18 protein-coding genes are annotated in these 19175 nt (G+C 48.5%); 12 read left to right on the top strand and 6 right to left on the bottom strand.

Annotation, left to right across the window (positions count from 1 at the left end; all coding sequences use genetic code 11):
• Window positions 1-102 precede the first annotated feature (102 nt).
• Window positions 103-2829, bottom strand: coding sequence for a hypothetical protein (locus tag GC178_15785; GenBank protein ID MBI1289029.1), 2727 nt, complete (start codon window positions 2827-2829; stop codon window positions 103-105).
• Between the two features lie 26 nt (window positions 2830-2855).
• A complete protein-coding gene (locus GC178_15780; GenBank protein MBI1289028.1) occupies window positions 2856-3263 on the bottom strand; it encodes a hypothetical protein in 408 nt (135 codons plus the stop codon).
• A gap of 700 nt (window positions 3264-3963) precedes the next feature.
• Here GC178_15780 and GC178_15775 point away from each other — a divergent pair.
• Window positions 3964-4923: a hypothetical protein gene (locus GC178_15775; protein MBI1289027.1), complete on the top strand. Its 960-nt coding sequence runs from the start codon at window positions 3964-3966 to the stop codon at window positions 4921-4923.
• 51 nt (window positions 4924-4974) lie between these two features.
• On the opposite strand, the gene kbl is transcribed toward GC178_15775, so the two are convergent.
• On the bottom strand, window positions 4975-6165 hold the full coding sequence (kbl, locus tag GC178_15770; protein ID MBI1289026.1) for a glycine C-acetyltransferase: 1191 nt from the start codon (window positions 6163-6165) through the stop codon (window positions 4975-4977).
• Window positions 6166-6291: 126 nt separating this feature from the next.
• Here kbl and GC178_15765 point away from each other — a divergent pair, with 126 nt between their 5' ends.
• Window positions 6292-6894 (top strand): superoxide dismutase, encoded by a 603-nt coding sequence (locus GC178_15765; protein MBI1289025.1) that lies wholly within the window; start codon window positions 6292-6294, stop codon window positions 6892-6894.
• Between the two features lie 72 nt (window positions 6895-6966).
• Here GC178_15765 and glmS read toward each other — a convergent pair whose 3' ends face one another.
• The 3 genes from glmS to GC178_15750 all read right to left on the bottom strand — a co-directional run bounded on the left by glmS (window position 6967) and on the right by GC178_15750 (window position 11009).
• Window positions 6967-8805, bottom strand: coding sequence for a glutamine--fructose-6-phosphate transaminase (isomerizing) (gene glmS, locus GC178_15760; GenBank protein ID MBI1289024.1), 1839 nt, complete (start codon window positions 8803-8805; stop codon window positions 6967-6969).
• A 3-nt stretch (window positions 8806-8808) separates the two neighbouring features.
• On the bottom strand, window positions 8809-10104 hold the full coding sequence (locus GC178_15755) for a DUF4270 family protein (GenBank protein MBI1289023.1): 1296 nt from the start codon (window positions 10102-10104) through the stop codon (window positions 8809-8811).
• A 74-nt stretch (window positions 10105-10178) separates the two neighbouring features.
• Window positions 10179-11009 carry a glycogen synthase gene (locus tag GC178_15750; GenBank protein ID MBI1289022.1) on the bottom strand — a complete coding sequence of 277 codons (831 nt, stop codon included), beginning with the start codon at window positions 11007-11009 and terminating at the stop codon, window positions 10179-10181.
• A gap of 161 nt (window positions 11010-11170) precedes the next feature.
• On the opposite strand from GC178_15750, the gene GC178_15745 reads away from it, so the two are divergent.
• From GC178_15745 to GC178_15700, 10 genes are all read left to right on the top strand, one after another.
• Window positions 11171-12010 carry a pantoate--beta-alanine ligase gene (locus GC178_15745; protein MBI1289021.1) on the top strand — a complete coding sequence of 280 codons (840 nt, stop codon included), beginning with the start codon at window positions 11171-11173 and terminating at the stop codon, window positions 12008-12010.
• A 16-nt stretch (window positions 12011-12026) separates the two neighbouring features.
• Window positions 12027-12377 carry an aspartate 1-decarboxylase gene (locus GC178_15740; GenBank protein ID MBI1289020.1) on the top strand — a complete coding sequence of 117 codons (351 nt, stop codon included), beginning with the start codon at window positions 12027-12029 and terminating at the stop codon, window positions 12375-12377.
• Between the two features lie 12 nt (window positions 12378-12389).
• The gene (locus GC178_15735) at window positions 12390-13406 is read left to right on the top strand and encodes a flippase-like domain-containing protein (GenBank protein ID MBI1289019.1); all 1017 of its coding nucleotides are present in this window, start codon (window positions 12390-12392) and stop codon (window positions 13404-13406) included.
• A gap of 36 nt (window positions 13407-13442) precedes the next feature.
• Window positions 13443-13904: a hypothetical protein gene (locus GC178_15730; GenBank protein ID MBI1289018.1), complete on the top strand. Its 462-nt coding sequence runs from the start codon at window positions 13443-13445 to the stop codon at window positions 13902-13904.
• Between the two features lie 9 nt (window positions 13905-13913).
• On the top strand, window positions 13914-15284 hold the full coding sequence (gene radA / locus GC178_15725) for a DNA repair protein RadA (GenBank protein ID MBI1289017.1): 1371 nt from the start codon (window positions 13914-13916) through the stop codon (window positions 15282-15284).
• A 29-nt stretch (window positions 15285-15313) separates the two neighbouring features.
• The gene (locus GC178_15720) at window positions 15314-15883 is read left to right on the top strand and encodes a phosphoribosylglycinamide formyltransferase (GenBank protein MBI1289016.1); all 570 of its coding nucleotides are present in this window, start codon (window positions 15314-15316) and stop codon (window positions 15881-15883) included.
• Window positions 15880-16506, top strand: a complete 627-nt coding sequence (locus tag GC178_15715) for a hypothetical protein (protein MBI1289015.1) — start codon at window positions 15880-15882, stop codon at window positions 16504-16506. The genes GC178_15720 and GC178_15715 overlap by 4 nt, the downstream gene beginning before the upstream one ends.
• A gap of 66 nt (window positions 16507-16572) precedes the next feature.
• Entirely contained in the window at window positions 16573-17673 is a 1101-nt protein-coding gene (locus GC178_15710) for an MBL fold metallo-hydrolase (GenBank protein MBI1289014.1), read from the top strand.
• Window positions 17674-17691: 18 nt separating this feature from the next.
• On the top strand, window positions 17692-18336 hold the full coding sequence (locus GC178_15705) for a carbonic anhydrase (protein ID MBI1289013.1): 645 nt from the start codon (window positions 17692-17694) through the stop codon (window positions 18334-18336).
• A 75-nt stretch (window positions 18337-18411) separates the two neighbouring features.
• Window positions 18412-19050 (top strand): hypothetical protein, encoded by a 639-nt coding sequence (locus GC178_15700; protein MBI1289012.1) that lies wholly within the window; start codon window positions 18412-18414, stop codon window positions 19048-19050.
• Window positions 19051-19175 lie beyond the last annotated feature (125 nt).

Below are 19175 nucleotides of genomic sequence, written 5' to 3'. Positions count from 1 at the left end.
TCCAGCGTATTTCTTCCAGTAATTGAATACACTTTTTCTGTGTATTGTATTTTCTATGTATCGCTATCAAATTCATGCTACAATCCTTTATTTGTAAGGGTTTCAATTATCTTGCCATCCGTTATAGGGAGACGCGCGAATTATTTTATCCTCCCCTGCATCAGCCATACACGGCACACAGTCGAACGATGTCTGTGTGGCAAGTGCGAACGCCAGATAATCGGTCGCCACCGTATCGGTCACAATGGTGCCGGAGATGGTGTCACCTGTTGTTCCACCGTTGCCGTAATCTACCCATTGGGAACCTGACGTATCCCACGCGGCCACCAACAGATCGCTCAGGCCTGTGATATGGCAGCTCATGTCATCCCAACTGATGGTGACGTTAACATTGCTTGAGCCCGCATCCCGAGTCAGGGTCCAGTAATCGTTCGTGCTGATCTGTGACAATGACACTTCTTTGGCACTCGTGTCATATACCGCATGGACGTTCTCGTTAAGATACTTGGCCGTGAACGCATCGGATGTGCTCCCCGGTGCACTGATACCGAGCGGTCGGTAATGCCCGTTCCTTCCGATGGGGAACGTGTAGGCATCATTGCCGATCTTCTTCACCGCGCCCTCCACATAACTGCTGTCCGTGGCCGTGGGTTCTACTCCGTCCTTGAGGGTGATCACCGCATCCGCCTGAGGCGGACATTCAACGATGCCATCGGTCAGGGCAAGCTCGTAGCTCACGGTAATGTTGCTGTTCACCTTCAACCGCCCTGCACCCTTGTTCACCTCTGCGCGGTAGAACTGTACATCCAGGTTCTCATTGGCAATGCTCAACTGCTGGTCGGTGCTGCCATCGAACACGGCCTTGTAGCCCGATGTGGCACTTCCGAACCGCACCACCTTCAGGCTGTCACCGTCCAAGGTGATATCGCCTCCGTAATGTCCAACGGTATTGTAATTCAACCACAGGGGCTGTGTCGTGTGGTTGATGAGCGTCAGGTCGCTCAGCATGGTATCGGGGTTGGTCACTCCCCAATACAGATAGTTGTTCGAACTGCTGCTGTTGGTAATGGTGGTCGCTCCACGGAACATGTTCCCTCCATTGGCATTGTTTGCGCCTCCGGTCTTCTCCAGGCTGGTTGTTCCCTGAAACTCACAGCCTGTGACAGGAAGACTTGGACTCTCAATGTCCACATCGCCCCGAAAGGTGGCACCGTTAAGGGTGATGCTGCGTGAGGTGTTGTGATACAACATATCGGCCGTGATGTCGGCATGGCTCTGAACCGTGATACTGGCCGTGTTGTTGATGCCGCTCAGGTCAATGGTGCCGCTGCCCGTCTGGGTGTAGTGGTTAAGGGTAAGTGTGCCACTGTGATACCCTTCGCTCCCTATCCGAAGAAGTCCGTTATGGGTCGTACCCAGTGAGATGGAGATCGGCCCTGATAGACTGTCCACGTTCAGAATGAGGTCTCCGTCAATGGTGGTCGTACTAGTACTATAATATCCGACAGTAAACCCGATCCCGGTATGTCCTGAATGATTGTTCACGGTCACGTCACCGCCAAAATAGTTCCCTACGGCACCACGTGAGGCCACTATGCTTGCTGTGGATTCAATATTGAAGGTCACAGGCATATTGAAGGTATCAGGCGTTGCATTTCCCAGGTTCATTGTTCCTGAGCTTGCCTCATACGATATCGTGGTGGAGTCCATGAACACATTTCCGCCTGTGGAGACGCTCGAAGCCGAAGAGAGGTCGGCCACTCCTTCAAACAAGGCACCCGTCCAACTTGTCAGCCTCGGAAGAGTCGCCTTACCTTTAAAATCGCAATTCGAGGATATGGTGGTCGGACGAGAAGGGCCTTCTATGTCAGCTTCCATCACCATGTTCGGACCAAGTTGTAGTGTTGAGGTGTTGTCCATGCCCGAAAGATCCATGGTACCACTGACCGTCTGGGTGTAGTTCTGTAGCTTCAGAAGACCGCTATGATAGCCGTTCCCTCCAATGATCAGGTTGCCATTGTGTGTCGTAGGTTGAGATACCGAGAATGACCCAGAAGTGCTGTCAACATTGACAATGATATCTCCTTCAATAACCGTTGAGCTTGAACTATAGTAACCAATGCCGAAGCCATAACCAGTACTTCCTGAATGATTGTTGACAATGATATTGTCTGCGAAATAGTGGCCCGCCCCCCCGCGACCGACCACGATATTACTGGTCGAGTCTATATTGAAGGTCACCTGTGAAAAGAACGTGTCCACCGCAGCATTTCCCAGATTGAAGGTCAGACTGCTTGCCCTGTTTGTTATCTCGGTCGTGTCCGCAAATCGGTTACCCCCGCCACCTCCAGCGTAGGTCGTGGTCAGGAAGGTCACATCATTGAAATCAGTATTGTTCATCGTGGTGATGCTCCCGATCACATCGACTTTACAGTCCATCACAGTACCATTGAATGAAATTCCCCCTGTGGTCTTGTAGAACAGTCCATTGGTAATGGTGCCACTTCCCAAGACGGCTGTTCCATTGACGGTGACCGTGTATCCGTTCAGGTCCAGCAGGCCGCCCGTGTTCAAGGTCAGGTTATTCACCGTGCGGTCTCCGTCCAGCACCGGGTCGTTGGTCACATTGGGAACGGAGATATTGTCTCCGCTTCCCGGCACTCCGTTGGGGGTCCAGTTTGTGGACGTTCCGAAATCGGTACTGGTACCTCCGTTCCACGTGTAGCTGGTCTGGGCAAAGACCCCCTGACCCCCAAAGGGGGAAATGAGGGAAGCAGATAGGAGAAAAAGGAAAAATGGGAAAGGGGAAAAAGCAGTAAGGTGTTTCATGGCTCGTTGGTCTAAACGGTCAGTTTCTATTCGTTATCAACGGTGATTGCCGAACCAACTCCCGATGAAGCCAGGTATGTCCGCACGTAGAAGGTGGAAAGCCCCGTGAAGGAACCAAGCCCCACCTGTGCCCCGCTGGAGAAGTTGAGCGAACAGCCGTCAGAGAAGGTTCCCGTTTGGTTCAAGGGAAACCTGCGGGTGAGCAAGTCATAGTTTCCTGAACTCGGGCCTATCTGTACGATAAGGGTATCGCTGCCTGAACTCACCGATGGCAGGGTCAGGGAAACGCTCCGTTCCAAAGAGTTCAATTCTGCGGACGAAAGACCTGTGGTGTCGGGGGAACCGACAAGGAAAACGGTGAAGGACTGGGCCGATGCAGCACCATGCCATAAAGTGTAGATGAACAGTAGTGTCAAGAAAGATTTCCAATTCATGGGACGAAAGGTTAAAAGGTTGCAGTTTGAAAATGGAAACCCGCCCATCTCTCCTTCCTCTAACCTACAACACCTCTAACACTCCTCCTCTTGGACTCCGACCATCAAGTTTAAGCAATTTTACCCCCCCCGTGCAAATTTTACTCAAGTTATTTTTCAACAATGTCGTAAATATTCCATTTAGCGGTCATTATATCATTCATTCGGTAGTGTAATATAGAGGTATCGCATTCCTCAACCACAAATACTCTCGTTTGCTTCCATCAATTGTATCTTACGCAACCCCCACCGCCCCCTATTTGAAGCTGAAAACATTGCCCTTGCATTCGCGGAGCGCACCGCTGAGGTAGCGGAGCGTGCGGTCAGGGTCGCGGACGATACCACTGGAATGGAGGAGTTTACCCTGAAAGTCGCTGACCATGCCGCCTGAGGTGCGGATAGCGCGACCGAGACCGCAGACGATACCGTGAAAGTTGCTGATCGAATGGCCGGATGTGCGGACGCTGCTTAGGAACCTGCAAACGGTACGTCAGGTATTGCGGAGCGTACAGAGATGGCAAGCAGTGCCCTTCCCAAAGTTACAAGGCGTGCTTTCAGCACAAAATGTTAAATGATGTTAAGAGAGAACACCTTTCATGGGGTCACTTATAATAAAGTAGTGTTACATATCGTTCAAAAGAAAAATCTAAAACTGAACGTGATGAAAAAGGAAGAGCCAAAAAAGGATTTCAACTTCTCGTATGCCGCCCTTGAGCAGTTGGGCGACAAGGCGGACGACCTGATGGAGCGCGATGCCGCTGAACTGCTGGAATATGGCGTTGATGCCACCTACCGCAGCGATCTTGCTGCCAAAACGGAGGCCATGAAGAACTACCCCACAGACGAGGAACTACAGGGAGTGGCAAGCGAAGCAACCGAGAACAAGGATGCAGCTGCCGATGCGCTGAAGGTGGGCGTACGAGGCATGATGGTACGTGTAAAGCAGGTGTTCAAGGTGGGGAGCGCCAAGTACAAGCGGTTCGGCACAGGCGGGTTGGACAAGTTGGTGGACAATGAGCTGGTGCGCTGCGGAAGAAGGGTATCGCGCATGGCCACCCAATACCTGACCGAACTGGCACCGAAGGGTGTGGATGCTGACATGATAGCGGCCCTCGACCAATTGGTGGTTGCATTGGATGATGCGATCGATGCGCAGGATGCGGCCATCCGTGCAAGAAACGTGGGTACGCAGGAGCGTGCCACCATCGGAAACGACCTGTATGCCAATATTGTGGAGCTGTTCGATTTCGGGAAGGACCATTGGTACACGCTCAACGAGGCCAAGTACAATGACTACATTATCTACAACGTGCCGGGCGGTGGGGCCACCCCGCCAGAGGTCATCTCCGGTTCGGTTGCGGCAAACAGCACGGTGGTAGTAGCATCAGACATTGCCCCAAGTGCCACCGTTCATGTAAAGAATGTGGGGACCGTGGCATTCATGGTATGCGGTTCGGAAACGGAAACGACCGATGCCTGCACGGACGGACAGACATTGGGGGCGGGAGAAGAAATGACCGCCACGGGCAACGCGGACGGAACAGGTCCCATTCCGCCTTTTCTCAAGATCACCAACAGCGACCCGGATGCAGATGCCGATTACGAGGTGACGGTCTCATAAGAGATGTCAGGTTTTCAAGGCGTGTTGGGTCATCAATAGCTGAAAATCGGCTTACCCGATCACGCCTAATTCTTGGCCAACGGAGGTGAATGCTTCTACTGCTTTATCCAAGTGATGTTGTTCGTGTGCAGCCGAAATTTGAACTCGGATGCGTGCCTGCCCTTTCCCAACAACGGGATAGAAGAAACCGATGGCGTAGATGCCTTTTTCCAACAGTTTATCGGCAAATTGCTGAGCCAATTTGGCATCATAAAGCATAATTGGCACGATCGGACTATCGCCTTTCTTGATGTCGAAACCAGCTTTCCGTACACCTTCTTTAAAGTAAAGCGTGTTCGATTCGAGCTTATCTCTCAGTTCTGTTGTAGAACTCAAAAGGTCGAAAACCTTGCTGGCCGCACCAACAATAGAAGGTGCCAACGAATTGGAGAACAGATAAGGTCGCGAACGCTGACGAAGCATGTCAATGACTTCCTTCTTGCCAGAAGTAAATCCACCCATGGCTCCACCAAGTGCCTTCCCAAGCGTGCTGGTGATGATGTCCACGCGCCCCATCACATTATTGTGTTCGTGAGTTCCGCGGCCTGTTTTTCCAATGAAGCCCGTGGCATGGCTGTCATCTACCATTACCAAGGCATTGTATTTCTCGGCCAGGTCGCAGATGGAGTCCAGTTTGGCGATGTCGCCATCCATGGAGAAAACGCCATCCGTTACAATAATGCGATAGCGTTGCGCTTGCGATGATTTCAATTGCTCTTCCAGATCGGCCATATCGCTGTGCTTGTAGCGATAACGGGCTGCTTTGCACAATCTCACACCATCTATAATGGAGGCGTGGTTCAACTCATCGCTGATGATGGCATCCTCAGCCGAAAAGAGTGGTTCGAAAACGCCACCATTTGCATCGAAACAGGCAGCATAAAGAATGGTGTCTTCCATCCCCAGGAAATCGGAGATCTTCTGTTCCAACTGCTTGTGAATGTCCTGCGTTCCGCAGATAAAACGAACGGAAGACATGCCATAGCCATGCGTGTCCAATGTGTCTTTTGCCGCCTGAATAACCGCTGGATGAGACGATAGTCCGAGGTAGTTGTTGGCGCACATGATCACCACATCCTCTCCCGAACTTACATGAACCTCTGCGCCTTGGGGCGTGGTAATGATCCGTTCTCTTTTGTAAAGCCCAGCTTCGTCAATAGACTTCAATTCATTGGCCAAAAACTGTTGGTATTCTCCGTACATCGCATTCAATTTTGGGATGCCAAATGTAACGGATCGGTAACACTCGTCAGGGTATTTGACAACAAGCCCATGGTTCGATTGTTATATTTGCGAACCTTAGTTATTAACCATTAAAATAAAAGAGAAATGGCTTTTGAATTACCACCTCTTCCATACGCTTACGATGCGTTGGAACCACATATTGATGCGCGCACCATGGAGATCCATCACAGCAAGCATCATGCAGGCTACACGAACAACTTGAATAACGCCATTGCGGGCACCGACCTCGAGGGGAAATCCATCGAGGAGATCATTGTGGCTGGGTTTGACAATACGGCCGTTAGAAACAACGGTGGCGGTTACTTCAACCACGATCTGTTCTGGAAAGTGATGTCACCGAACGGTGGCGGTCAGCCATCTGGAGAATTGGGCGATGCCATCAATTCGGTATTTGGTTCTTTCGATGCTTTCAAAGACACTTTCAGCAAAGCTGCTGCTACCCGATTCGGCTCTGGATGGGCTTGGCTTTGCGTGAAAGATGGAAAGTTGGAAGTGTGCAGCACCGCCAATCAGGACAATCCGTTGATGCCAAATGTTGGATGTAGCGGAACACCTATTCTTGGATTGGATGTTTGGGAACACGCTTACTACCTGAAGTTTCAGAACAAGCGACCAGATTACATTGCCACGTTCTTCAATGTGATCAACTGGGATGAGGTTTCTAAGCGCTACGCAGCTGCGAAATAAACTGAACGGTCATTCAAAAAGAAAGGGCTCCGAAATTTCTTCGGAGCCCTTTCTTTTTACCAAAACCTTCGATTATTCTACGGTGACCGACTTCGCCAAATTCCGAGGCTGATCAACATTACATCCTCGCATTACCGCGATGTAATATGACAGTAATTGTAGCGGAACAGAGGCCAGGATCGGAACCAGTTCTTCTTCCGTATCTGGAATTTCAATGACATGATCGGCCAGTTCAGCAGCCGTTTTATCGCCTTTGGTTACAACAGCAATGATCTTTCCTTTCCGCGCCTTCACCTCTTGAATGTTGCTGATAACCTTATCGTAAGAACCTTTGCTTGTGGCTATCACAACCACAGGCATTTCCTCATCGATCAATGCGATCGGTCCATGCTTCATCTCTGCGGCAGGATAGCCTTCAGCGTGGATGTACGAGATCTCCTTCAACTTCAACGCACCTTCAAGCGCTACTGGGAAATTGTACCCACGGCCCAAGTAAAGGAAGTTTCGAACGTCTTTGTACTGACCCGAAATATACTTGACCAGCTCGGCCGATTGAAGCACTTCTTCCACTTGCGCAGGAACTTTCTCCAAAGCCGCAAGAATTCTGTGAAACCGTGATTCTGCAATTGCACCTTTCTTGTGTGCTAGCCGCAAAGCCATCAGTAAAAGCACCGTGACCTGCGAAGTAAATGCCTTTGTAGATGCCACACCTATCTCAGGACCCGCGTGCGTATACGAACCCGCATCCGTAATTCTGGAGATGGATGAGCCCACCACATTACATACTCCGATAATTGTAGCTCCTTTTGATTTGGCCAATTCGAGTGCCGCCAACGTATCGGCTGTTTCGCCCGATTGCGAAATCGCGATGACCACATCATCTTCATTAATGATGGGATTACGATAACGGAACTCCGAGGCATATTCAACCTCCACGGGAATTCGCGCAAGGTCTTCGATCAGATATTCGCCTACCAAGCCTGCATGCCAGGAAGTTCCACAGGCCACGATGATGATACGCTTGGCGTTCACCATTTTCTGCTCGTAATCCACAATTCCGCCAAGGCTCACCGTTCCAGCATCCACATGGAACCGACCGCGCATGCTGTCAGCGATGGATCTGGGCTGCTCGAAAATCTCCTTCAGCATGAAATGCTCATAACCGCCCTTCTCCAAAGCTTCAAGTTTCATTTCAAGCTCATAGATGTACGGAGAAAGCACTTCATTCTCAATGTTCCTTACGATAGGGTCCTGACCCAATCGCAATTCAACGATCTGCTCATCTTCCAGATACACAACCTCTTTCGTGTATTCAATAATAGGTGTAGCGTCAGAAGCGAGGAAGAACTCCTCTTTCCCAATTCCGACAACCATCGGGCTTCCTTTCTTCGCTCCGATGATGACGTTTGGATCTTCTTTGTCAAGTACAGCGATGGCGTACGCTCCGATCACCTGTGTCAACGCCACTCTCACAGCTTCCGCCAATGGCAGATTCTCATTTGCCTGCACATCTTCTATAAGATGAACAAGCACTTCGGTATCGGTATCACTTTTAAATACGTGTCCACGCTTTTGCAGCTCCTTTTTCAGAGAATCGTAATTCTCAATGATGCCATTATGAATGATGGCCAACTTTTCATTTCCAGAATAGTGCGGATGCGCGTTCACATCATTCGGTTCTCCGTGGGTTGCCCAACGGGTATGACCGATGCCTACTCCCCCCGAAATGTCCTTGCCAGCAGCAAATGATTCCAGATCGGAAACCTTGCCTTTGCATTTGTAGATGTTGAGCTCCGAGTTTAACAGACAAATTCCTGCGCTGTCGTAGCCACGGTACTCCAGCCGCTTCAGCCCTTTTATCAGGATCGGATAAGCTTCCTTTTTACCTATGTAGGCTACAATTCCACACATGCGCTATTCAATTATCGTGTAGGTGATTCTCAATTTCATCGGGCGGTCGGGATGAGCAGGGCCATTGTAAACACCTCTTCTGGCGTTGACCGCGTTGCCTAAGTTCGTAATAAAAAGCCCGTAATCTGTTTGTGTGGGTGAATTCAGCAAGCCCTGAACATAGCGTGCCACATTGAACACATATTCGTTATTGGTTTCATCCAATATTCCACCGTAGTATTCGGGTCCTTCAAAATAATCAATCAAATAAGTGGCCGTATCTCCCCCCTTGATTCCATTCGCACTAAGTGTGGTCGGCAGGTCATAATCCGTGTCCACATCGGTATCAACGGGAATCACCAACTCGGCCTTATTGATAGCTATAACTCCCAAATTGTTCAGTTCGCGGATGAACGGGAATCGTACTTTGAATCTCAAACCTGCCATGGACTGTGTGTAAACATTCGTTGCGCCAGCAACCGTAGTCCCTGAAATGGCAGAAGTTATTTCGGTCGAATAATCATGTTCGAAGCGCGAATGCAGCCCGCTACCGTTGCCACTTGTTATCGTACATATGACCGAATCCCTTGAATTGTCTGAATTGTGGTAATAAAGTTCCAATCGCGATCCTCTATCGGTCATGTCAAAATACAGAATTGAACCGAAGCCAGGCATGCTTGCTGCAACAGGTTTGACAGCCAATCCTTTGAATGTTTCCCAAAAAGCTTCACTGGATGAAGTGTTGGACTCGTACAATATTCGGTGCGCAAACGAATTGTCCAATCGAATTCTCAATCCAGGAGCAAGGGTATCTCCAGATGCTATGATCTTTGAATACAGATCTGGCCTGAAAGTGATCTCTCCGATCTGATCACCCAAGGTCGGATTCGAAGTTGAATAATATGTTGAATCACCCAAATCGTTTACAAGCTCAAAGACACCGAAGGTCATGATACCTTTCAACTTGTCGGCATTGCCGTAATAACCCGCATAGGTCAGATTCAAAAAAATCGAATCTTCCTGTGCGCTTGAGAAATCGTAGTCAGTCTGTGTAGGCGCGTATTTGAAAAACACAGAGGACCGCACGGAGCCGAAAATTGGGTCCCCGAAATCACCAACCAAAAAATAAGATGCGGAAGAAGTTGGTACAGAATCATAATAAACGGTTCTGGCCTCCAAGGTGAACGTGTCAATCCAAGCAATCGGCATCTGTTCTCCAGCAGGGAGTACATCCAAGCCGATATTTTCTGGGTCTTTACAAGCGGCAAAGGCCAACACGGCCAATAGAAACAACACTACTCCCGAACCCTTGAATCTCATCCTTTTTAAATAAGTAAGCGGAGGGGAAAACCCTCCGCTTCTGTGTTTATTGCACGAAAAACGTTAAAAAAACATCAATCTGCCAAAACAGATTCATTGGCAAGAATTTCCGTGTAGAATTCCGAGTACGCATCCAAGTAGCTGTCCTCATCTTGGAAACCGAGTACTGGCTTGTCTGCTCCCGTAATGGCCGCAGCAGCCTCAGGCGTCAATTCCTCTTCGCCCATAATAACGGCATCGGCATACTTGATACCTGCGCGGGTCAAACCAAGGTAATTGGCATCGCTGAACTGAGCAACATCATCATCCGTAAGCGTATCGAACTTGATCTTCTCTGCAAACTTGGCATCGAAAGAACCATCGAATTTATCGTTGTAAACCGAGTACACGATCTTAGAATTCTCGAAGATCGGGTCGTCCTTATAAACTGTCTTGATGAAGAATGGCAGCAAGGCCGTCATCCAACCGTGGCAATGAATCACGTCAGGAGCCCAGCCCAATTTCTTTACGGTTTCAATAACGCCTCGACAGAAGAAGATGGCGCGCTCGTCATTGTCAGAGAAGAATTTTCCGTCTTTTCCTTTAAGGAAGAACTTGCGTTGGAAATACTCTTCGTTGTCAATGAAATAGACCTGCATTCTGGCAGGCTGGATGGAGGCTACTTTGATGATCAAAGGATGATCGGTGTCATCAATGATAAGGTTCATCCCTGAAAGGCGGATAACCTCGTGAAGTTGATTTCTGCGCTCGTTGATGCAGCCGAATCGGGGCATGAATGTCCGGATCTCTCTTCCTCTCTCCTGAGTTCCCTGTGGAAGGTGTCTTCCTATTTTTCCTATGTGACTCTCTGGTAGATATGGTACAACTTCTTGAGATACGAACAACACTCTCTCCTTTTGCGTCATGTGTTTAAATTTTGGGTGAAAAAAGTATGCAAATTTAGTAATTAATTGCGCTGAATGCAAGAACTGGCGCGGGTTTCAGAAAGTCGGCACTTTTCGTATACGCAATTTTTCCGACATTGTCAAGAGGTGGTTTTATAGCTTTGCAAACCGTTTTTCAGCACATGCAGATCATTACCACCGCAAACGATATGTCGGCTTTTTGCCAAGCGCAGCGAGCATCGGACAGAACAATCGGGTTCGTTCCCACCATGGGTGCGTTGCATGCAGGCCACATATCATTGGTTGAAACGGCAAAACGAACCTGCGATGTGGTTATTGTCTCCATTTTCGTAAATCCCACCCAGTTCAACGACCCGAACGACCTTGCCAAATACCCACGCACATTTGAGGCTGACAGCGAAATGCTGAGAGAAGCTGGAGTTGATGCGGTCTTCTACCCTTCGGTAGATGAGGTTTATCCTTCAAACGAAGCCTCACACTACGAATTGGACGGACTGGACGCGCTGATGGAAGGCCCGAATCGACCGGGCCATTTCAATGGTGTGGTGCAGGTGGTCACCCGTTTCTTCGACATCATCCAGCCTGATAAAGCTTTTTTCGGTGAAAAGGATTTTCAGCAGTTGGCCATTATTCGACATACGACCAGGAAATTGGGTTATGCGACCGAGATCGTTGGCTGCCCGACCATGCGTGAACAAACTGGCCTTGCCATGAGTTCAAGAAATATGCGATTGAGCGAACATGGTAAACAGACCGCCTTGGGCATTTTCAGATCGCTGGAAGCTATCAGAAAAGCCTTTTCCAAAGGTTCCGAGGTCAGTGTAGCTGCGTCAAGAGGACGAGAAATATTGTTGTCTCAAGAAGGAATGGAATTGGAGTATCTGGAGTTGGTGAATTCGACAGATCTGCAACGCGCTGATGATGAGACAACCTCGATCAGAGCCTGCATTGCAGCGTACGTTGAAGGTGTTCGGCTCATCGATAACATGGAAGTGAAATGATTACTTTTGCGGCCTCATGCAAGTACAGGTAGTAAAGAGCAAAATTCATAGGGTAACGGTCACCGAGGCCGACCTGAATTACATTGGCAGCATCACGCTCGACCCAGACCTGATGGAAGCGGCCAATATGATCGAGGGAGAGAAGGTTCAGATCGTCAACATCAACAATGGCGAACGTCTTGAAACGTACATCATAACAGGTGAGCGCGGCTCAAAGAATGTGTGTTTGAACGGACCTGCTGCAAGACGGGTGGCCGTTGGAGACATCATCATCATCATTTCCTACGGGATCATGGATTTTGAAGAAGCAAAATCCTTCAAACCCAGTCTTATTTTTCCAGATACAGCGACCAATTCGCTCATTTAACCAAGCACTGGTTTGAAGGAGAAACTGATCAGCGTACTTAAGGTCGTTCTCCCTTTGGGAATCGGGGTTTTTGTCATCTGGTATCAGTTCACACAGCTTTCAGACAAGCAATTACATGAGATCAAGGATTCCTTCGCTCAGGCCGATTATTTCTGGGTTATTCTGAGTGTTTCCTTCGGAATATTGAGCCACCTGAGCCGCGCTTATCGCTGGAAATACACGCTTCAACCACTCGGGTACAAGACCAGATTCATCAACAATTTTTTCGGGGTGATGATCGGGTACGTGGCCAATATCGTGCTTCCCAGATTCGGTGAGGTTTGGCGTTGCGTGATGGTTTCGAGATATGAGAAACTTTCGTTCGAAAAGGTATTCGGAACCGTGGTGGCCGAACGTGTGGCAGACATGGTTGTTCTCATACTGATCATTGCTGCGGTAGTGGTCATGCAGCTGAATCAGTTACGTGAATCCATTTCAAAGTTGCTAAGTGACTTCATGAGCACAAACTCTCCAACGGATCTGGCCTGGAAATTCGGAGGACTTGGGCTCTTGGCCATTTTGGGAGCAATCATCGGTTGGCGCGTTCTCACCCGCTCGCAAAACCCAATCGTATTGAAGGTCCGAAATCTCCTTCGCGGACTGACCGAAGGAATCACTTCCATTCTAAAAATGAAGCAGAAGTGGGCATTTCTGGCGCATACCGCTTTCATTTGGGCCATGTACCTCGCCATGTACTACGCGCCCTTTCTGGCGCTTCCAGAAACCAGCACGGCAAGCATTTCTGCGGTTCTCGCATCGTTTGTCATGGCCAGTTTCAGTATTGTGCTGGTGCAGGGTGGTATCGGTGTTTACCCCGTTGCCGTAGCGCAAACGTTAACCCTTTATGCCATTCACTATGAAGCGGGATTTGCCATGGGTTGGATCATTTGGGTGGCTCAGACCATCATGATCGTCACCCTCGGAGTACTCTCACTCCTACTCATGCCGCTTTTTAATTCCGGTACGAAACCGCTTGAAGCAAACGAGTAAATACTACTTGCTATATTTACATTCCGAAATTCAGCGATGAAACGAAGATTGCTTCAGTTATTCTCAGTCGCCTCACTTTGTGTGATGCTTGATTCGTGCAGCACCACAAGTATCAGTAAACTGGAAGGAGATTGGCAGCTTTGCTGGATAAATGACCTGACGGATAAACGGATCTACATTTGGCATTTTGAAGGAGGTGAATTGACCATCCGCATCTTCGATCCAGACAACCCATTCTCAGGAGGCGTTGTGGGTGGCCGCGCTCAATACAAAACCTCGGCCGAGTTTCTTGATGCCGTTGTGGAGATCTCAGGCTTTGTACAATCCATCTCTGACTCCAAGGTTATTCCGCAAATTTCCAATGGCAAATGGACCATTGATAAAATTGACAAGGAGGTGATGCGTCTGGCAACGACCGATCAGGCTGGCAGCGGTGGCAGTTATGTTATCCGTGAGTTTGCACGCCCTGATTCCGACAAGACCTGCGTAGGCAAATAGTCATCGCTGATGGCTAAGGTCAAAACCCAATTCTTCTGTCAAAATTGCGGACAATCATCCCCAAAATGGGTGGGTAAATGTCCTTCATGCAATGAGTGGAACACCTACGTTGAAGAAGTGGTTTCTGCAAAGTCAACAGCATCAGAAAAACCAAAATTAGGCGCATCAGGCAAACAGTTCGAGATTCGTTCCATCTCCGAAATTGAAGCAAATCCAGAGACGCGTTTCCCAACACCTGACAAAGAATTTGACCGTGTACTTGGAGGCGGATTGGTACCCGGATCGCTAACGCTGATCGGAGGCGAACCCGGTATCGGAAAATCAACCTTGCTGCTTCAACTGGCGCTTAACTGGCCCAAGAAGAAGATTCTTTACATCTCTGGCGAAGAAAGTGAAGGACAGATAAAGATGCGTGCGGAACGCATAGGCATCCGAAATTCCGAATGCTACATTCTCACCGAAACCTCTACACTCAAACTCTTCAAACAGATCAAGAAACTGGAACCGGAGGTGATCATTGTCGATTCCATCCAGACCATTTATTCCGAACTGATCGACTCCACGCCTGGCAGCGTTTCGCAGATCAGAGAATGTACGGGTGAGTTTCTCCGCTTCGCGAAGGAGAATGACACGCCTGTAATTCTGGTCGGACACATTACAAAGGATGGCTCCATCGCGGGCCCAAAGATCTTGGAACATATGGTGGATACGGTCCTTCAGTTTGAAGGCGACCGACACCATTTGTACCGAATTGTCCGAGCGGTAAAAAACCGTTTCGGTTCAACACCTGAACTGGGCATTTACGAGATGAAATCGGCTGGTTTGGAAGCCGTTTCCGACCCAAGCAGAATTCTGGTTCCAGACCGCGAAGAAGCTTTAAGCGGTGTGGCCATTTCTGCTACATTGGAAGGCATTCGTCCCATGCTGATAGAAACGCAGGCGTTGGTCAGTTCTGCCGTTTACGGCACACCGCAACGCTCCGCCACAGGTTTCGACATACGAAGATTGAACATGCTTTTGGCCGTTCTTGAAAAGCGCTGCGGGTTCAATCTCGGTTCCAAAGACGTTTTCCTTAACATAACAGGAGGATTGAAGGTTGATGATCCCGCGTTGGATCTTGGTGTCATCTGCGCCATCCTTTCTTCCAATGCCGACCTTCCCATTCAACCCGATAATTGCTTCGCTGCAGAGGTTGGATTGAGCGGAGAAATCCGTCCCGTGAACCGTATTGAGCAACGTATTGAAGAGGCCGCCAAAATGGGTATGAAACGCATTTTCATCTCCAAGCGAAATGCCGATGCCAACGTTATGAAGAACAAGCAAATTCAGGTGATAGCCGTGGCAAAAGTGAATGACGTTTTTGCGCAGCTTTTCGGGTAGTGGAATAAGCAGCAGGTTATATTTGCCACATGCACCGCATTGCCATTTTTGCTTCGGGAACAGGAACCAATACGGTTCGCATCATTGAATATTTCAAGGGGCATTCCAGCATTGAAGTGGCACTTGTTCTTTCGAATAAAGTCGATGCGCCTGTACTGGAAAAGGCAAAAGATCTGGGAGTTGAGACCTTCGCATTCAACCGTGGTGCGTTTTACGAAACCAATGACGTGGTTGAGAAACTTCAAGCGGATAAAATCGATTATGTTGTATTGGCTGGTTTTCTTTGGAAAGTACCCGATAATCTACTGAAAGCGTTTCCTGACCGCATCATCAACATTCATCCAGCCTTGCTGCCAAAGTTCGGTGGAAAAGGAATGTATGGTATAAATGTTCATCGTGCAGTGAAGGAATCTGGCGAAGCCGAAACGGGCATTTCCATCCATTTGGTGAACGAGGAATACGACAAGGGCCGCATGCTTTTTCAAGCACGTTGCAAAGTTTTGGAAAGTGATACGCCCGAAAGCATTGCAGCGAAGGTGCATGAATTGGAATACACTAACTTTCCCGTGGAAATTGAACGGTTCATCCATACACAATGAAAATACTATCGGTTCTGTTGCTTGTGGCGTTTCTGCCCGTGAATGCTGGCGACTGGGAGCTTAAGAAGGACAAGGAAGGAATCAAGCTGTACACGCGCCACGAGGAAGGCTATTCCATCAAGGCCGTGCGTGCAGAAACCACGTTCAATGCTTCGTTGGAAACCTGCATTGCCGTCCTCAGAGATATTGAGCATTTAGGAGAATTGTTTCCTGATTGTCAGAAGGTTGAGAAGGTGAAGCAAGATGCCAATTCGCAGATTCATTACTTGCAACTGAAGGCACCTTGGCCTGTAACGGATCGCGATGGAGCGTTTGGATTGCAGTATTCTTACGATGCCAGCCAGAACATGGTGGTCATCGAAGCCAAAATGGTTCCTGGAGAATATCCAGAGCAGGATGGGTTTGTACGATTGAACAAAGGCAAGGGAACATGGAAGTTCAAACGATTGGATGCCACCCACACGCAGCTGGAGTACTATTATTTGGGTGATTCGGGCGGAAGCGTACCTGCTTGGGTTGCCAATACGGTCATTGAAGAAAGCCCTTTCCGTATGCTGAGCAACTTTCATAAGCTCGTTAAACTGGACCGCTACCAAGGCAAGACGTTCAGTTTTATGCAATAATTCGTTGAGAACAATTTGATGGCTGTGCGTATTTATTGGGGTTAAGAGTAACTTCGACCCAGGCCAATGCTCTCCATCGCCCTCACTTTTCTCAAATTCTCGCCCGTTCTTCTGGTTCTGTTGATTTTCAGTCCGCAGTTCGGAGCAAGAATCAGAAAGAAGCACAAAAAGCAATACGCACGCTCCAAACACTGGAACGGAAAGGTGTTTGAAAACCTGACCGAAACGGTGATGGACGTGAACCTGAAAACGATTCCAGGGCTTATCCGTGCACAGTTCAAAGACCGCCATTTACGTACTCCTGAAAAACCCATTCCAATCATTTCTTTTGATGAAAAGAAATGGAACGCTAAACCTGAAAAACCAAAATTCGTGTGGTATGGACATTCCGTTCTTCTGCTCCAACTGAACGGTAAAAACCTGCTCATCGACCCGATGTTTGGACCAGATGCATCGCCTCCAGCACCCATGAAAACGAAACGCTTTTCGGAGAATTCATTGGATGTGATCGACACGCTTCCGAAAATTGACGCGGTACTTTTTACACACGATCATTACGACCACATCGATCTGAAAAGCGTTCGCAAGCTGATGCCAAAAGTGGATAAATGGTTTGTGGGGCTGGGAATCGGTCGCCACTTGGAGCGTTGGAAAGTTCCTGCGGAGCAGATATCTGAATTCGATTGGTGGCAAGAGTTGGAGTTTGATGGAATCAAAATTGCTTACACGCCTTCGCGCCATTTCTCAGGCCGTGGGCCATTCGACCGTGCGCAATCACTTTGGGGCGGTTGGGTCTTCATCAGCGAAAACCATCGGGTTTATTGGAGTGGCGATGGCGGCTATCAGCATCACTTCAACGAAGTTGGCGAGAAATACGGTCCGTTCGATTGGGGTTTTATGGAGAATGGTCAGTACAACGAGCGTTGGCATGCCATTCACATGTACCCCGAAGAAGCCGTTCAGGCAGCAAATGATGCGAAAGTGAATGTGGCAGTTCCCGTGCATTGGGGTGGTTTTGCGTTGGCGCTTCATCCTTGGAAGGAGAGCATTGAGCGTTTCACCAAGGAAGCAGAGGTCAAAAACCAAACAATTTCCACACCTCGCATTGGAGAAATCGTCATTTTTGGAGATGAACCATCCACCAACTGGTGGGAACCGTTGAAATAACCATCCAAACAGAAGACTATGAGCGTGTACGAAGATGTATTCAAGAACAACCAGAAATGGATTGAGGATAAAAAAGCCACCGATGCTGATTTCTTCGAACATCTCTCAAAAGGCCAGAATCCAGATATTCTTTACATCGGTTGCAGCGATAGTCGTGTAACGGCCGAAGACATGACAGGTGTTGAACCTGGCGATATGTTCGTGCACCGAAATGTGGCGAATCTGGTGCCGAATAACGATGCGAGTTCTGCTTCGGTGATCGAGTATGCGGTGAAGCATTTGCAAGTGAAGCATGTGGTGGTCTGCGGCCATTACTTCTGTGGTGGTGTGAAAGCCGCCATGCAAGCTGCCGACCTCGGAATCTTGAACCCGTGGCTCCGCAACATCCGCGATGTTTATCGATTGCATAAAGATGAACTGAACGCCATTTCAGATGAGGGCGAACGCTACAATCGCTTGGTGGAACTGAACGTGGAGGAGCAATGCGTGAATGTGATAAAAACAGCCGTGGTGCAGAAAGCGTTCCTCACCACGGGTTACCCGATCGTTCACGGTTGGGTTTTCGACATCAAAACAGGCAAGTTGATCGACCTGAACATCGACTTTGAGAAGAAACTGAAAGGGATTCAGGAGATCTATGACCTTGGGACGACCTCAGAATAGACCCATAGCTGGTTCTTAGAATTCTACAGGTAAAAAGGCCTGCTCTAATTGAGTACATTGTTCCATACTCGGAATATGTCACGTCATTCATTAAAAATACTCTTGCCGCTTTTGTTACTGGGCTATAGTGGCCTGTGCCAAGATACATTTGACGACACTACCCCTTCGAAACCCTTCTCCAAGTGGCATTCCTATTATCGGACATTTGAAGCCAACTATGGCATTCTTCTGTTTCAAAAAGGCAACATTCTCGATAGCCTGAATGCTAAACATGGGTTCTCCATACCCAATGTTCAAACTGTTGGGTCTGAATGTAAGACACTCCTTAATGTCAACAGAAAGTATGTCTTTGATGCGAGCCTATCTTATCACTTCTCATTACCTGTCCACATGGAAAATAATGGAACTGAAATGGATATGTGGAGTTTTCAGTGGGGATTAATGCTTTACGGCAAGGACTTTCTGTACAAGAAAAAGCGACTGGATGCGGTGGTCGGAATAGGCTTTAATCAAGGCTTCGGTTTCTTGTCGACCACGCAAAATGACACGATTAGGAAATACAACAATCCTTATTTCGCCCCAAAGGTCACGGCTGAACTGAGAGGAACTGTTTGGAAATTGTCGCTTGGAACCCGCGCAGAATACCAAATCGATGTTTCAAAAAAAGCTTGGAAAACGAAGTCTGACGTTTCCATAGGAAATGTCCCGTCCTAAAATAGGTTGACAACAAATCGACCTATTATGGAAAAACGAGAGGATAAAAGGAAAAGGCGTAGTCAGCGCGATTACAATCTGGGCTTTAAACTGGCCGTTGTGGACCAGGTGGAAAAGGGCGAGAT

The sequence above is a fragment of the Flavobacteriales bacterium genome (assembly GCA_016124845.1).
In the GTDB taxonomy this organism is placed as follows: Bacteria; Bacteroidota; Bacteroidia; order UBA10329; family UBA10329; genus UBA10329.
The sequence above is the reverse complement of the archived record's forward strand: the minus strand, read 5'-3'. Positions and strand labels throughout refer to the sequence as shown.

Bases quoted from the DNA above. Each gene is read 5' to 3' on its own strand.
- GC178_15785 (MBI1289029.1), bottom strand. From the start codon at position 2,829: ATGAAACACCTTACTGCTTTTTCCCCTTTCCCATTTTTCCTTTTTCTC.
- GC178_15780 (MBI1289028.1), bottom strand. From the start codon at position 3,263: ATGAATTGGAAATCTTTCTTGACACTACTGTTCATCTACACTTTATGG.
- GC178_15775 (MBI1289027.1), top strand. From the start codon at position 3,964: ATGAAAAAGGAAGAGCCAAAAAAGGATTTCAACTTCTCGTATGCCGCC.
- kbl (MBI1289026.1), bottom strand. From the start codon at position 6,165: ATGTACGGAGAATACCAACAGTTTTTGGCCAATGAATTGAAGTCTATT.
- GC178_15765 (MBI1289025.1), top strand. From the start codon at position 6,292: ATGGCTTTTGAATTACCACCTCTTCCATACGCTTACGATGCGTTGGAA.
- glmS (MBI1289024.1), bottom strand. From the start codon at position 8,805: ATGTGTGGAATTGTAGCCTACATAGGTAAAAAGGAAGCTTATCCGATC.
- GC178_15755 (MBI1289023.1), bottom strand. From the start codon at position 10,104: ATGAGATTCAAGGGTTCGGGAGTAGTGTTGTTTCTATTGGCCGTGTTG.
- GC178_15750 (MBI1289022.1), bottom strand. From the start codon at position 11,009: ATGACGCAAAAGGAGAGAGTGTTGTTCGTATCTCAAGAAGTTGTACCA.
- GC178_15745 (MBI1289021.1), top strand. From the start codon at position 11,171: ATGCAGATCATTACCACCGCAAACGATATGTCGGCTTTTTGCCAAGCG.
- GC178_15740 (MBI1289020.1), top strand. From the start codon at position 12,027: ATGCAAGTACAGGTAGTAAAGAGCAAAATTCATAGGGTAACGGTCACC.
- GC178_15730 (MBI1289018.1), top strand. From the start codon at position 13,443: ATGAAACGAAGATTGCTTCAGTTATTCTCAGTCGCCTCACTTTGTGTG.
- radA (MBI1289017.1), top strand. From the start codon at position 13,914: ATGGCTAAGGTCAAAACCCAATTCTTCTGTCAAAATTGCGGACAATCA.
- GC178_15720 (MBI1289016.1), top strand. From the start codon at position 15,314: ATGCACCGCATTGCCATTTTTGCTTCGGGAACAGGAACCAATACGGTT.
- GC178_15715 (MBI1289015.1), top strand. From the start codon at position 15,880: ATGAAAATACTATCGGTTCTGTTGCTTGTGGCGTTTCTGCCCGTGAAT.
- GC178_15710 (MBI1289014.1), top strand. From the start codon at position 16,573: ATGCTCTCCATCGCCCTCACTTTTCTCAAATTCTCGCCCGTTCTTCTG.
- GC178_15705 (MBI1289013.1), top strand. From the start codon at position 17,692: ATGAGCGTGTACGAAGATGTATTCAAGAACAACCAGAAATGGATTGAG.
- GC178_15700 (MBI1289012.1), top strand. From the start codon at position 18,412: ATGTCACGTCATTCATTAAAAATACTCTTGCCGCTTTTGTTACTGGGC.